The organism is Rubinisphaera margarita (assembly GCF_022267515.1).
Lineage (GTDB): Bacteria > Planctomycetota > Planctomycetia > Planctomycetales > Planctomycetaceae > Rubinisphaera > Rubinisphaera margarita.
Window position 1 is genome coordinate 1,017,745 of sequence record NZ_JAKFGB010000012.1, and the last position, 15,104, is coordinate 1,032,848.

A 15,104-nucleotide genomic window follows, 5' to 3' on the forward strand; every position below is an offset into this window, starting at 1 on the left:
CACGCTTTTGTAGATTACCCACTTCTGCAGGCATTGAGAAGTCGAAACTACTGAGGAGTCCCCTCCGTCGCCTTCAGAAGAACGAGATCAGAAGGGCATCCAACTGCCGAGCGTCGGCTGAATTATCGGCGCGAGCGTTCGGCGTGTCGCTTGACGCGTCTCAGGAAAGAGAGCGTACTGCAGTAGAGTTCACTTCTGAGGGAGCCACACGGGATAAGCAATCGCTGCATACAAAGCTGTTCGTGCGGGAGTCGCTGACAGAGGGGATGACTCGCGCGAGCACAAAAGTCGATTCGATCCAGTTCCGACTGCTGGTCGAACGATTGCTTGTGTTCCACCTCGAGGATCAACCCCGGCGAATACTTCGAGAAAGCTTCGTCGAAAGCGATCTTCCAGGCCATCCCTTCGCGGCCGGAGTGCAAATTGCACTTCATTGCGATCGGGCGACCATCGAGAAACAGTCCGAACATCTGCAGCTTCCGTCGCGCCCATCCCTGACGGGTCACTGTCAAAAACAGATCGCGTTCCTGATCAGACTGGACCATCGCGGTCCCGCCCCGCCCTTTCCAGCCCGAAGCCTCGAGCCGGAGGAAGCCATGTTGCCAGGCATCGAGCGACTCATGCTCGTCGAGGACGCGACACTGCAGGTCTCCGATGTCTTCGAGCCGGCGACGTTTCCGCTGAATCTCCCGCATTGCCTTTTTGGATGGCTCAGCAGTCCCCGACCGTTTCGTCAGAACTGCGTTTGTGGTCTGTCCGACGATATAGGGAGCCGTGCCCGTCGATTGAAAGGCACAGATGAGAGCATGTTGGAAAGCCCCTTCGGCCAGGACGCGGTCGAACTCCAGCAGCCCCAGGTCCGAGCGTGTGGCCCATGTCAGGAATGCGGCGATCGTTCGTTCCGGATGCTCCGTTCCAAGCAACGGAACGGCTCGAAGCATCAGACTGTTGGTCAGCAATCTCCAGCGCGGACGGGACAGAACGCCATTGGATCTCTTCTCTAACGGGAAGAACCCGACAAGCTGGTCTTCCTGACCGCGAGAATCGGCCTTGCGGAATACGAAGGCGAAACAAACCGGGCCTTCAGCCGGCAAACGTTGAAGCGTCGGCAGCAGGAAAAACGGCTCGTAGAAGGGATTCGAGACCAGACAGTCACTGGCAAGTTTCTTCCAGCTGGGTAAATAGCCAGCCAGCGCAGTCACCGTCCCTACGGTTTCGATCACGTACTCATCGTCAATATCGATCCGTGTCGAATACGAACGCGAGTACGACTCCAGCGGAGACGAAACCGCAATCGACGCAATCAGGTTCGGAGCGTGATCGACGACCATGGAAGTTTTTCAAATGAGAGTCGTGGTGTACTCTCAAATCTAGTTCCAATTTCTCGCCTGTCAAAAAAGACGATCCCTGAAGCTGTGCCGAACGAGATAGCCCTCTAATCGATAAAGCTCCTCTTCCCTGACTCGGTTCGACATCGCTACACCGTCAGCGTTTCCGCTGCTACACTTCCGGCCATACCGTCTGCACCAAAAAACGCTGAAAGGAAGCGCATGGCTAGTGGCCTGTTGATGTTGCTCGACGACATCACGACGATCCTCGACGACATTGCTGTCCTGACCAAAGTCGCGGCCAAGAAGACGGCTGGCGTGCTGGGCGACGATCTGGCTCTCAATGCCCAGCAGGTCTCTGGCGTCGATGCCAGTCGGGAGTTGCCGGTCGTGTGGGCGGTGGCGAAGGGATCGCTCGTCAACAAGGCAATCCTGGTGCCGGTCGCGCTGGCGTTGAGTGCGTTCACGCCGGGGTGGGTCATCGTGAGTCTGTTGATGATCGGCGGGCTCTACCTCTGCTACGAGGGATGCGAGAAGCTGGCCCACAAGTTCCTTCACTCCGCCGAAGCGAAAGCTCATGAAAAGGAACTGCACGAGGCCGTCGTCACGCCTGAGATCGACATGGTCGCCCTCGAAAAGCAGAAGATCAAAGGCGCCATTCGGACCGACTTCATCCTCTCGGCGGAAATCATTGTGATCACGCTGGGAACGGTCACCAGTTCGCCGTTCCTCACGCAATTACTGGTTCTGGTTTCCATCTCCATGCTCATGACGGTCGGCGTCTACGGACTTGTCGCCGGGATTGTGAAGCTGGACGATCTTGGCACACGGCTCGTCAAATCGGGGCCGGAAGGACCTGAGTCGACCTTCAAACAGAAGCTCGGCTACGGGATCCTGACAGCCGCCCCTTATCTGATGAAGTTCCTGTCGATCGCCGGAACGGCCGCGATGTTCCTGGTTGGAGGCGGAATCATCGGGCACGGCATCCCGGTTCTGCATCATCTCATTGAAGAAGGCGTCCATCACGCCGCAGAGATCGCAACCGTCGGCGCGGTTCTCGCCAGCGTCACGGAAATGCTGCTCAACGCGATCATCGGACTCGTGGCCGGATCGATCGTCCTGTTGATCGTCACCGGCGTGAAACGTCTGCTTCCCTCAACGGACAAGGCAGCCGCGTCGCATCACTGATGATGAGTCGTTGACGAGTCAACGTCCGAGGATCGCGGGCGCTTCGGTCGAAGCGCCCGCCCCGCAAGGCCTCATCAATCAACTTCCGTAGAGCAGGTCCAGAATACGCTCGTCGCCGAAGACTTCCTCGGTCTCTGCGACGTCGCCTGCAACAGCCACCGGGGCCGCCGCAAAGCTTCCGATCTGGACGCTATACCAGCTCGCCGTCGGACTCCATTGCTCGATCACACGCGTATTGAACGCCGAGCCCGTCGATTCGGCCGACTGCCAGCGATTGGTGTCGTTACGCACGAGGATGTCGGCAATGCCGTCCGCATTCGTGTCGCCCACGCTGATCGTGCTGATCGAACCACCGATCATTGCCATGCCCCAGTCGGCGTCGATGAAGCGTCCGTTCGTGGGATCGGCCAGGCCAGTCCGCCAGTTGCCGGAGTTGTCCAGCAGGGCGAAGTCGTCGCTGTCATCGCCGTCGAAGTCACCAACCAGGAACGCATTCAGCGAACCATCAGTGGGGACTTTCCGCCAGACCGCGGAATCGAACCCACCGCCATTCGAGAGTCCGACGACAACGGATTGTCGATTCGGATCGAGCGGAATATCGAAGACGCCGAGGATGTCGTCGACATTGTCGCCGTTGAAGTCGCCCACGTTGAAGTTCGTGATCGTGCGGCTGGCGTCCCATTGTCCCCAGGACTCGCCGTATAGGAACTCGGTCCCGGCGATGTCGGACTTGGCCACCCACCAGACGCCGGTGTCGTTCAGGATCGCCAGGTCGTCTCCGTTGATTCCGTCGAAGTCCCCGACCAGCATGGTCTGGAGCCCCGCGTAATCGTTGTAGAGGCGATACTCATCGGGCAGGAACTCCGTGCCAGTCGATTCGAAGACCCACAACCGAGCCCGGGAGCCCGATTCAAAGGCCCCGACGATGTCAGCCATTCCATCGGCGTTGAAGTCACCGACCTGCAGCGTCTTGATTCCATAAGTTCGCAGGGTGGTCCAGAGACTGAAGACGAACTCCCCGTTCTGAGTCGCCGCTCCGACGTACAGCTGACCGTTCGTCAGCAGAATCGCGGTATCCTCAAGCCCGTCGCCGGTGAAGTCCCCCTGGAAGGATTGGGCGATATTGTTCGGAGCGAACGACGTTTCGACTGCAATCGCGGTGTCGTAGTCTCCGTTCGCATCCGGACGGCCCAACCACCAGTTTCCGTTGGTCATGCCGATGAACGACGAGCCGAGTGCCGGCAGCGGATTCGCATTGGGATCGGTAACGGTCATGGAAAGATCCGCGGTCGCTTCGGGGCCGCTTCCGAGTGTCGGATCATCGAGGACAACCTGCACGTCCAGATCCGGGTTCGAGCTGGCATCGAGACCGGCGTTGGCGATCAGGAAGACCTGGTTGCCGACGATCTCGAACAGTCCCGCATCCGCTCCGGTGAGCGACAGATTATTCTGCTGCATCCCCGCATCAGCATCGATGATGTTCACGCTCTCGACGAAAATGCGATTCGCGTTGTTGACGTCCTGCGAGATCGTGCTGGTCACATTCGTGACGGACAGCGTGGCGGCTTCGTTGACATCGGTCACCGTGACCAACATCGTCGCTGTGGTGCTGTTCCCGTACGAATCGGCTGCCTGGACTTCGACTTCATAGACGTTGTCCATGTTGGCATCCGCCAGCGCTTCATAATCCGGAGCACTGTCGAAGGTGAGCACGCCGCCTGCGGTGATCGAGAAGAGCCCCGCATCGGCTCCCCCGCCGGTCAGCGAGAACGTCACCGTGTCATTGGGGGAATCGGCATCGGTAGCGACCACGGTTCCAATCGCCGTTTGATTCTCCGCCGCGTTGAAGTTCTGGGTCGACAGAGACGGTGATGACGTCAAAGTCAGAGTGACGTCGTTCCCGTCCGTTCCGTCGGCATAGGAAAGCAGGAACACATAGCCATCGATCGTGATGCTGTCCCCTTCCGCGAGGCCCGCGAATGTCCCGCTGACCGTTGAGCTGGCCTCGACATTGTCGATGAGAACAATCTGCACTCCCTCGGCTGGCTCATAACCTCCGCCGATTGAGGCCGACAGCGTCACGCCGTTCAACGTGACGGTCCGATTGGCTCCAGTCACCCGCACCTGGTCGTAGCCCGTTCCCGGCGTGGCTCCATTGATGTCGACTTCAAAGGAATCGCTGCCGTTGAAGGTCACATCGCCATCAATCACCAGATCGCCGGGCGAAGCCCCCGGGGCGACATCGCCATTCAGAGCCACGGTTCCGCCAGTGATTGCGAAGGCATTGGCGCCACCCGGTGTGGTGATATTCCCGGTCGCTGTCAGATCGACATCGCTTCCCGAGGTTGTCACCGCTCCACTCACGTGCAGCTCCGCCCCCGACGTCACATCGAGCCCCGTTCCGGTCGTCGCTCCGATCGTCGCCGCGGAGATTGTCACACTGTTGGTATCGACGATGGTCGCGGTGTTTGCAGTAACATCCAGCGTACCGAAGTTGTTCGCCGCATTGCTCAGGACAAGATCCGTCGTCCCCACGTCGAAGATCGTTGTGAAGCCGCTCGCATCGAACGGGGCTCCGAACACATTCAGCGTTCCATCGGCAACACTTCCGCCCGTGTCGTCGGTCGTCGTGAACTTCGAACTGGCCGTGAAGTTGATCAGGTCGACATTCAGGTTGATATTCCCGGGCGCGTCGGTCCCGGATTCGTCGCGGGCAGCCGTCACGATCCCGCCGCGGAGCGTGAGAGTACTTGCCGTAACAGCGACTGTATGCATTTCCTGATTGGGAAGCCCCCACTGACCGCCCGCAATAACGTCTCCATCGCCGGCATTCAGCGTCAGATTCCGCTGTCCGCCCTGCATGGTCCCGATGGAAATATCGCCATTTCCTGCCGAGGTATCGATGGTGATATCATTGCCCCCGACCTGCAACTGCGTAAACGACGAGCCGAGCGAAACTAAGTTCCCCGACGCCGTGCTGCTGGTCACAATGTTGCCCCTCAGGTCGAGAATCACTCCCGTAACCTGCACAGAGAGGATCTCATTGCCGCTGCCGACCTGCCCCAGTTGGACGACGTTGGCAGCCACGTCTACAGTCTCATCACTCGTGCCACGAACGCCTGAAAGCAGAACGATTGTTCCACTGCCGACCCCGGCGTTGATCGTGAGATCTGAGCCGTCCCCGAGGCGGACCGTTCGGGTAAAGGTGATCGTGTCCTCGGTCGCCACGAAGGAGACCGCAGCCTCAGCATCGATGAGAATCTCCTGACCGCTGCCCGCTCGATAGATCTGATTGCCGGACGTGTTGTAGTTGACTCCCTCGAGAAGCAGCGAGGCCGTTTCCGAGGAGTTACCGAACGTCGTTTCGCCGGTGATGCCGGCATCCATCGAGGTTCCGATGTTGCCGACGGTGATCGCTCCGGTTCCCGACGTCGAATTAACCGACAGGCTTCCAAGGGCTTCGCTACCGCCAATCGTCTGCTGGAACTCGACCGCTCCTGAGCCGGAGTCGATTGCGAGAATGCGGGTATTGCTCTCCAGGTCCGCATCGACCGTGCCGACGAACGTGATGGCTCCCCCCGTTGAGTTGAGCTGCACATCGTCGGTCAGCTGGACGGCTCCGGTGAAGGTCTGTGTTCCCGAACTGGTCGTGATGTCGTTGCCCAGAAGAATCTGGCTCGCCGTGACGCTCAGATTCCCGGCTCCGATTGAAAGAGCATTCGACTCGATTGTCACGCTGTCCTCTTCGCCGGAATCACTGTCGCCGACAATGGTCAGATTCCCCGTAAACGTCCCATCGAGCTCGAGAATCTCAATTCCGTCGGCGCCAGTTCCTGTGGTGGAGTCAATCCGCAAGGTGTCCGTTGGAGCAGCAAAGGCCATTGACGCTCCCAGGGTGGAGTCGATGACCATTTCCCCATCGCCCAGACTGTTAGACAGCTGAATTGTTTCCGCCGCGCCATTGAACTCGAACGTTCGATTCATCGCGGTGGACGTATCGATGGACGGCTCCAGTCCGGTGTAGGTGATCAACGTGCCGTCGTAATCGATCGTGCCATCGCTGGCGTTGGTGAAATCGTATGTTACATTCGTGAAGGATCCGCCCGAGACACTCAGGACATCGCCCGATATCCCCGATGGGGCTCCTCCTGCGACGTTGATGGGCAGATCGACAACGCCACCGGAATGGTCGATGTTGAAGGTGTCGTTCCCATCGAGCCCGTTAAGAGTCAGCGAGTCGGTCACACTCAATGCCTGTCGGAACACTTCCGTCGAGTTCAGTTCGACAACCAGTTCAGTTCCGTCGACGGAAACATCGAACGTATCGTTACCAGACGTACCATCGATGCTCGGATCGGGAATGGAGTACAGTCCCGCGTCGACATCAATTGCAGGGCCGGCTCCGACGAACATCACGTTGAATTGCCCGTTGGTCGGATTCACATCGCTGTCAATGTGATCCGCAACCGCATTCTGCAACGTATAAGAGCTGAGTTCAGGCGTGGTGCCGACCGTTAACGTGTAGCCGGCCCCGCTTGGCTGAACGACGGACGGGAACGAATAATTGCCGTTGATGTCGGTATAGGTTGTCAGGTTGACCGAACCGCCGACCGCCTGCGTGCCCGTCAGAGTCACCGGAACGCCGCCAACCCCGACTTCCCCTGTCTGGTTGCCGTCCTGGTTGCTGTCGTTGAACACGAATCCGGAGATCGTGCGGACTTCATTACTGTCCGTCACCGCATTCGCCGAAGGCATCGTGACGATCATCCCGGGATCGTCGATGGTCACGGCTCCAGTGTTGTTCGAAGCGATATCCCGCTCAATGTTTACGGTCGCAGTACTGGTCGCATTCGCATCCACAACGAACGGAGCATTCGAACTCCCGTTGGCCATTGACACGTTGTTCCCGTCGAGATCGAGATTCAGCGTGTAATCAGGACTGGAGGGATTATCGACCTCGATTTCGATCCCGGCTTGACCGCTGAAGAGCGAAGAGTTGATGTTCGTTAAGGTGTTCCCTGTCACCACGGAATTCCAGACTGTCCGGCTTCCTCCTGAAGCACTGAACGGCCGGAGATGAATCCCTTCGAACTCAATATTGGCGAGCGTGTTCCCATCCAGTCGGGAATTGAAGAGTCCGCCGTTCTCCGTCGAGTCCCCGTCGAGGTATATCCCCGATACGTGATGATTGAAGTTGTTATTGGACACCGTCAGATGCAGTGTCGTATTGTCTCCATCGAAATCGACCCACAGGGCGTCGCCAGCCTGAGCGGGAGCCGAGCCGAGATTCGTGCGGTTGTTATCAATCAGAATCGAACTGAAATAACCAACGCTGTTGTTCCCTCCCACAATGGCCGAGATGTCGGTTCCAGAGCCGGTTCGATTGCTGAAGACATTATCGGTCACCCGCGCAGTCAGTGTCCCTCCGCTGAGCTGAGCGGTTTCCTCGATACTAAGGCCTTCAGAAGTCAACCCGCTGAAAGTGTTTCCATCAACGACCACATCCAGGCTTCCGCCTGCACTCGTGCCGGCTCTGGCAACAATCGCATCGAACGTGCTGACGTTCACGAATTGATTGTCGAGCACGTGTAGCCCGGTATCGATCGTGCCGGAGACGAACGCACTGATGGCATGACCGGTGGAGACATTGTCGAACCGATTATCGTGCAGCGTTATCACGCCGCTCACGTCGTCGATGAGCGAATTCCCGAGATCGAATCCCGAAATGACGAAATTCCCGGTAATTGAACTGGCTGTGAACGCCATGCCGTTATCGTTCCACAATGCCTGCTGCGGGTTTGCCGCCTGAATTGTGAGCGTGCCGCCCGCCCCGATGCTCTGCAGCGGGACCGTCTCGTTGTAAACGCCGTCATTGACTGTGATGACATCCCCGGCGGCAGCGTTGCTTACAGCAGCTCCGATCGTCGTATAGTCCGCTCCGCCAGAATCATCGACCGTGATCGCTGCCAGCAGGACGCGGGCTTCGCAACTGTCCGTCAGACCAACAGAGCGTTCGTGGTGTGACCGCCGTAACCGCCGGGCGGCACCCTGCCGTAACGCGCGAAACGCGAAGGCCTGAAACATGGGACAATGAGCAAAACGACTGGAAAAGGAGGTCCAGCGAGGCATGTGTCTTTAACCTTGTCTTAAACTTTAGTCATCTGTCGGCAGGAAGCTGAGGCGGGACCGCACATGGCGCGACAATCGATTCGAAGACCACGGCGGCATCAGCATCTTGTGCGCGACAGCCGGAGCAGCCCTGAACTACGTGGGCCCGATCGGGGCATCTTCTCCAGCCTCTTGTACCGTACAGGGCCGAACGATCTATGCTAAGGCATAATTCAAAAAAATCGCGAACATTCAAACATTCCTGTTCCTTGGATTAGACCTTTCGGAAACTGAAAAGAAACAGCGGTCAACGACGATGCATCCGTCGCGGCGACCGGATCTTCCAGGAGGAGCACGATGAGTGCGCAGGCGGGCGGCAGCCGCCGACTGTGGATCGATCTGGTCGGCACCAGAAGATTACGCCAGCCGGGATGCCCATCGGCAGACGATGAGGCCGGCTCAGCATGCCCAGTTAACCAGTCAGGTCGTTTCAGGTCTGGTTGATCGCGCGCATCGATACCGTTACGTCCGGATTGCGATAGATTTCCGAGACCAGCCGTTCGTAGGAATTCGCGAACCTCTCGTTCTCGACCAGGTCACCAAAAACGGATTTCAGGCGAAGAAACGCCAGCGGATCGTCCACGGTCTTTCGGGCTGCTTCCTGCAGCGCCGCTTCCTGATCGTCGTTAATCTCCAGTGCCTTGCCGTGGCGGTCGGCGTGATGGTCGCTGTAATAACACCAGGCGGCAAGAACAAAAGCGGAATGCTCAATCGGTCCGCCTCGCTGCAGGTTCTCGTGAACCGTCGGCAGCAGGAACACGGGCAACTTGCTGGAACTCCCCAGACAGATTCGTGAGAGATTGTCGGAGATGCTCGGGTTGCCAAATCGCTCGACCAGCGTCTGCTTGTACTCGTCCAGGTCGATCCCAGCCACGGCATCGAGTACCGGCGTCGCTTCGTTGTCGAAGAACTGTCGCAGGAACGTGGCGAACAGATCGTCCCGCATGCATTCGTCGATCGTCTGGTAGCCATACACTGCCCCGGGAATGCCGAGCACCGAATGCCCAGCGTTTAAAAGTCGAAGCTTCATTGTCTCGTACGGCGTCACGTCGGGAACGAACTGCACGCCGACGTTCTCCAGAGCCGGACGTCCGGCGGAAAACTGATCTTCAATCACCCACTGACAGAACGGTTCACATGCGACCGGCCACCGATCGATAAGATGATGCTCGCTCTTCAAGTATTCGATGTCGGCGTCAGTTGTGACCGGCGTGATCCGGTCGACCATCGCATTGGGAAAATGGACTTCGCTTTCGATCCAGTCCGCCAGTTCTGGATCCTGCATTCTGGCAAAGCCGAGCAACATCCGACGTGTCAGATTCCCGTTGTGTTGAATGTTGTCACACGACTGGACCGTAAACGCCGTCAGTCCCGCTTCACGCCGCTTTCGCAGAGCAGCCGTCAGGTAGCCGAAGACCAGTCGCGGCGTTGTTGGATTCGTGACATCGTACTGGACATCGGGGTTGGAGCGATCGAATTCGCCGGTGTCGGGATCCACGTTGTAGCCACCTTCGGTGATGGTCAGCGAAACGATCCTGGTTTCTTCAGCGGCCATCCGGTCGATGACCGCAGTCGGGTCATCGCAGCCCATCAGAAAATCAATGATCGAACCAATCACACGAGTCTCTCGATGACCATCGGGGTGCTTGACGATCAACGTGTACAGATAGTCCTGCTCCTGCAGAATCGTCGCCATTCGGCGGTCGGCTTCACGCAATCCGACGCCGCAGATCCCCCACTCTGACGCATCGCCTGACTGAAGCAGTTCGTCGATATAGAACGCTTCGTGAGACCGATGGAAACCGCCGACCCCCACATGCACAATTCCCGTGGTGAGTCGACTCCGGTCATACCCCGGGCGAGTGATCTCCCCGGGAAGCCGCGACAGGTTCTGTTGATTCAGTGGGAGGGACGAATTCATGCGTGTGTGCCTGATTGAGTTTCTTTGTTCGTTTCAGAGCCCAGTACGAGGCGGCGAAATAGATGATCGTGCAGACGAAGCTCCAGGTGTAAAACACCCCGACATTCTGCTTGTAATCGGCCATGTCGGCACTGGCGAACATCACGATGATAGCCAGCACCAACGTGACCGAAAGAGCCAGCCACGCAATCGTGTGCAGGATGAGGGATGGCATTGAATAATCGTGTTCCGGAGCACGTTCTGAAAGAGCCTGCTTAGCATGATAGTCTCGGACCGCTTGATCCCACTCACGTTCAGCCGCTTCTTCCTCAGGGTAACTTTGGGCCGCACCGTACCGACTTGCGAGCAGCGTGTAGAACCATACGAGTTCGCGGGACGGCGATCGGCCGAGGCTGCCGACTCACCTTCGTTCAAGCCTGCCCTTTAAAGCGATCCGTATCGGCGGCAGGATGTCGCCGATTGCGTATTGTCGTGCCTAACAGCGTCGCACCAAAGAATTCGTCGAAGCGGCCACGAGTGGATAGCCGTTCGATGCACTGGATTCTGCTACGAGGTTTGACTCCGGTGAGTTCGTCCAGAAGAACTCTCTGCAGATACGCCGGCGACCAGCTTGTGAGGACAAACGCGCAAGAGAACTCCCGGCTTCGAGTGGGTTCGAACTGCCCCATTCCAAGCCGGGAGAAAAAGTCGGCCATTCACGTTGCGCGAATGGCTCCGCCTTCGATCGCAACAGTCCTCACCAGTAACGAGTTTCCACTCTGCTCCTGTTACTCTTCGGCCGCTTCGTACTTAACCTTGCTCACGTCAACCCGCAGTTCTTCCAGTCGTTTGGCGACGTCGTCGGGCATCTCTTTCTGGTAACGACCGCCGATCTGGTCGGCCAGAAAAGCTTCGATCTCGGCGTACATGGCCATCCGATTCACAGGTTTGGCAAAGCCGTGACCTTCATCATCTGCCAGCAGGTAACTGACTTCGTGTCCTCGATCCCGCAGAGCGATTGCGATCTGGTCGGCTTCGGCCTGTTTCACTCGGGGATCATTTGCTCCCTGCACAATCAGCAGAGGCTTCGAGATCTTGTCTGCACTGAAGAGCGGGCTGGCTTCTCGAATCCGCTTCTTGCCTTCCTCAGTGCTCGGATCTCCGACCATGCCATACAGGAAGGCGCGCCCTGCTTCCCAGTAAGGAGGAATTGAATCGAGCAAGGTGAAGATATTACTCGGTCCGACGATATCGACTCCACAGGCGTAGAGTTCGGGGGTGTAGGCCAGTCCCGCCAGCGTCGCATAGCCGCCGTAGCTTCCCCCCATGATGGCCACGCGGTCTTCGTCAGCAATGCCTTCCTTGATCAGATACTTCACGCCCCAGGTGATGTCGTCCTGCATCAACTTGCCCCACTGCAGATCGCCTGCGTTGAGGAACTTCTTTCCGTATCCACCGCTGGCCCGGAAATTCGGTTGCAGCACGGCATAGCCCCGGTTGGCCAGGAATTGAGCCTGAGCGTCGTAACCCCAGGAATCGCGGGGGCCTTTCGGGCCACCATGCACGAGAACCACAACCGGCAGATTCTTTGGCTCCTTGCCGGTGGGCAGCGTCAGGTATCCCGGAATTTCCAGGCCGTCACTGCTCGCGTACCGGATTGGCTTCATGGGAGCGAGATGCTCTTCGACGTCTTTCAGTTCCGGCCGCGGCGTGTATTGGTGAATCAACTCCCGCTTTTTCGCATCGAAATACCACGCCTCTGCTGCGTACTTGTCGCCGTGCACGGCGATCAAAAACTTACTGTAGTCGTTGGTCGCACTCTGGAACGCGATCTCTCGACCGGGGAACTGCTCCTGGAGAAACTTGTAGTTCGCTTCCCAGGTTTTGTCGCGCCAGTAGTAACGCGTCTTGTCGTCGGTGTAGGAAGTCGAAATGATCTCACGCGTGTTTCGGTCGACTCGCAGGCTGCCAAAATCAACCCGATTCTCCGGATCACTCTCCAGAAGCGTCAGCTCTTTGGTCTCTGGATTCATCTTGAACAGAGTTGTCAGATCAAGATCGCCCTTGTTGGTGGTCAGGTAGAAGTTCTCATTCTCAGGATCCCATCCACGGACTCCGGCGCTCTCGGTCACCGAGGTTTCATAGATCGGCACCAGCTCGTCGCCATCTTTCCGCAACAGGGTTTCATTGCCCGCCTGATCCGTGCGGCTCAACAGCCGCAGGTTGTCATCCCAGTCGAACTCATAACCGGTGATGCGATCTTCGTTCTTATAAACCAGACTCAGTTCGCCAGTGGAGATGTTGAGCCGATACAGGTCATGCCACGCCTTGTCCCGATCATTCAGGCCGACCCACAACAGATCGGGATTCTTCTGGCTGGCGTGCACAATTCGCGTCGTGACGTCTTTCATTGGCGTCAGATTGCGAGACTCCGGAGTCTCTTTTCCGCCAGCGGGCTTCGCATTCGGATCGACGGCGAACAGATTGATGTTCTCGTCGCCGTCCGAGTCCTTCACGAACAGGATGTACCTGCCGTCCTCGGTCCAGGTGTAACCATACAAAGGACGCTTGCTGTCGGTCAGCGGGCGAGCCTTATCGAACGGCTCGGCGAACTCTTTGACCCACACATTCATGATGCCCTGATACGGCTTCATGAATGAAATGAACTTTCCGTCAGGACTCAGCTGGCCACTCGAAATCTGCGGGTTGCCAAAGAACAGCTCCCGATCCAGCAACGGTGTTTCGGCTTGAGCGTTCGACTCGAAGCTCCCACAAACTGCCAAACCAATAGCCAACGGAATCGCCATCAGGTGGTACTTAAATGCGTTCAACATGGAAACTCTTCAAAGAAGAAAGGTGCAATCTGAAAAACGAGCGACCAGTCGCATCGTATGGGGAGATCCTACTGCCCCACGTCACGGATGATAGCAGATTTCCGCCGAGAGTTTCACTCGTTTCGGACCTGGCCGCCTCTCCTCGACACTGCGGCAATACAAAACGGGCAGCGGCGCAGCTTTGCTCTACGCAGAAGTTCGGCAGAGCCCCGAGCCGGGCTGTGGGACTGGCGTCTCAAGGAAAGGGCGACTACGTTAAATCAGCCCCTGTCTCTCACACTTCGACATTTCACGCCTGCGAGGTTCGTTGATGCGCTCTCTTCTCTCGGTCGGATTCCTGGCGACGTTCACCATCCTGTTGCATCCCCTTGTCGGATCAGCAGAGTACCGCCGTCCAATTCACGTCGTCGACTTCCTTCCCGGGGACCACGTCGAAGATGGTACCGTCTCCTACCAGAAGCACCTGCAGCGAGCGATTGATGCCCTTCCCGATCGTGGCGGCGAGATCGTCTTCGCTCCTATGGTCTACCTCATCGACAATCCGCGGGGACTGACGATCCGATCCAACTGTTCCTTGAGACTGCAGGGGGCTCAGTTCATCTTCGGCGAAGAGTGCGACTCCGATGGTCAGCTGTTCTACGGAGAGAACATTGAGAATTTGACAGTCTCCGGCGGAAGCATCGTGGGACACAACGGTTCGTGGTCAACGGGCGTGAACATCCGGGGAATCCATCTGAGAGGGGCGAGCCGCAATATTCGAATCCAGAACATGGAGATCCGCGATCTCTCCAGCAATGGCATTGGCATCTTCGCGGCCGACGAGCAGCATCCAGCGACTGACGTCTGGATCAAAGACACCATTATTGATAATTGCTGCAACTTCTATGGCGACTACCAGGCGCCGCCTCCAACTCGCAGAGGACCGGAGAAAGGATCCACTCGAGAGGACCAGGGACTTGTCGCTCTTTATCACGTACATGACTTTGTCGTGAGGGGCTGTCGAATGGAGAACTCCCGCTCGGACGGTACGCATTTCTATTTCTGCCGCAACGGCCATATCAGCGACAATCGCATCGCTCGCGCACAAATGGGCGGCTATTTTCTGGAAAGCTGCCAGCACGTGCTGGCAGTCAACAACGTCATTCGAGACAACGGTTCGCGCGGCGTTACGATTGAACGTGGCAGCCAGTTCTGCACGCTGACCGGAAATACGATCCAGGGGAGCGGGCGGGAAGGCCTGTGGATTCCCGATTCTCTCCGCTGCGTGGTCACTGGGAACGCTTTCTCGCTCAACGGACGCAAGGAGAACGGCGAAGAACGCCACCTGATCTGGAATGCCAACATCACAATTAACGAAGCTCGCGGAGACAAGCTCGACACTCCGACCGCGCATTACCTGATCGCCGACAACATCATCGAAACGGACAGCCATCAGATCGCCGCGATTCGCATCGATACCGAACCGGAACTGAGTAACATCGTTATCCGTGGCAATCTGCTGATCGGCGAGAACACAAAGATACTCGTCGAGGGCCCACGAACGGACGCAGTCGTCATTCAGGAGAATGTGTCCGCGGCTCGGTAGGTTTCACGCCTGCTTCCTGCGTGCCCTGCTCCATCCGGCTCTCCGTCCCGCAGCGGCTGACGCCCGGAATGCGAAGATTCGCCAGCCGCGCACGCTGCGTA

Annotated in this window: 7 protein-coding genes; 2 read left to right on the top strand and 5 right to left on the bottom strand. The window is 57.7% G+C overall.

Going from position 1 to position 15,104, the window contains the following annotated elements:
* Positions 1-122 precede the first annotated feature (122 nt).
* Positions 123-1,331 (bottom strand): GNAT family N-acetyltransferase, encoded by a 1,209-nt coding sequence (locus tag L1A08_RS12300; RefSeq protein ID WP_238756697.1) that lies wholly within the window; start codon positions 1,329-1,331, stop codon positions 123-125.
* 219 nt (positions 1,332-1,550) lie between these two features.
* Between L1A08_RS12300 and L1A08_RS12305 the strand changes: the two genes are divergently transcribed.
* Entirely contained in the window at positions 1,551-2,516 is a 966-nt protein-coding gene (locus L1A08_RS12305) for a DUF808 domain-containing protein (RefSeq protein ID WP_238756698.1), read from the top strand.
* Between the two features lie 78 nt (positions 2,517-2,594).
* Here the strand turns inward: L1A08_RS12305 and L1A08_RS12310 are convergent, their stop codons facing one another.
* The 4 genes from L1A08_RS12310 to L1A08_RS12325 all read right to left on the bottom strand — a co-directional run bounded on the left by L1A08_RS12310 (position 2,595) and on the right by L1A08_RS12325 (position 13,418).
* Positions 2,595-8,645 (bottom strand): beta strand repeat-containing protein, encoded by a 6,051-nt coding sequence (locus tag L1A08_RS12310; protein WP_238756699.1) that lies wholly within the window; start codon positions 8,643-8,645, stop codon positions 2,595-2,597.
* A 469-nt stretch (positions 8,646-9,114) separates the two neighbouring features.
* Complete coding sequence (locus L1A08_RS12315) at positions 9,115-10,605, bottom strand: mannitol dehydrogenase family protein (protein WP_238756700.1); 1,491 nt, start codon at positions 10,603-10,605, stop codon at positions 9,115-9,117.
* Positions 10,532-10,819 (bottom strand): hypothetical protein, encoded by a 288-nt coding sequence (locus tag L1A08_RS12320; RefSeq protein WP_238756701.1) that lies wholly within the window; start codon positions 10,817-10,819, stop codon positions 10,532-10,534. Before L1A08_RS12320 ends, L1A08_RS12315 begins: the two co-directional genes overlap by 74 nt.
* Positions 10,820-11,372: 553 nt before the next feature.
* Positions 11,373-13,418 (bottom strand): S9 family peptidase, encoded by a 2,046-nt coding sequence (locus L1A08_RS12325; RefSeq protein WP_238756702.1) that lies wholly within the window; start codon positions 13,416-13,418, stop codon positions 11,373-11,375.
* Positions 13,419-13,728: 310 nt separating this feature from the next.
* Here L1A08_RS12325 and L1A08_RS12330 point away from each other — a divergent pair, with 310 nt between their 5' ends.
* Positions 13,729-15,003, top strand: coding sequence for a right-handed parallel beta-helix repeat-containing protein (locus L1A08_RS12330; protein ID WP_238756703.1), 1,275 nt, complete (start codon positions 13,729-13,731; stop codon positions 15,001-15,003).
* The last annotated feature ends 101 nt before the right edge of the window (positions 15,004-15,104 follow it).

Excerpts from the sequence above, each read along its gene's own strand:
- L1A08_RS12300 (WP_238756697.1), bottom strand. The coding sequence starts at position 1,331 with ATGGTCGTCGATCACGCTCCGAACCTGATTGCGTCGATTGCGGTTTCG.
- L1A08_RS12305 (WP_238756698.1), top strand. The coding sequence starts at position 1,551 with ATGGCTAGTGGCCTGTTGATGTTGCTCGACGACATCACGACGATCCTC.
- L1A08_RS12310 (WP_238756699.1), bottom strand. The coding sequence starts at position 8,645 with ATGCCTCGCTGGACCTCCTTTTCCAGTCGTTTTGCTCATTGTCCCATG.
- L1A08_RS12315 (WP_238756700.1), bottom strand. The coding sequence starts at position 10,605 with ATGAATTCGTCCCTCCCACTGAATCAACAGAACCTGTCGCGGCTTCCC.
- L1A08_RS12320 (WP_238756701.1), bottom strand. The coding sequence starts at position 10,819 with ATGCCATCCCTCATCCTGCACACGATTGCGTGGCTGGCTCTTTCGGTC.
- L1A08_RS12325 (WP_238756702.1), bottom strand. The coding sequence starts at position 13,418 with ATGTTGAACGCATTTAAGTACCACCTGATGGCGATTCCGTTGGCTATT.
- L1A08_RS12330 (WP_238756703.1), top strand. The coding sequence starts at position 13,729 with ATGCGCTCTCTTCTCTCGGTCGGATTCCTGGCGACGTTCACCATCCTG.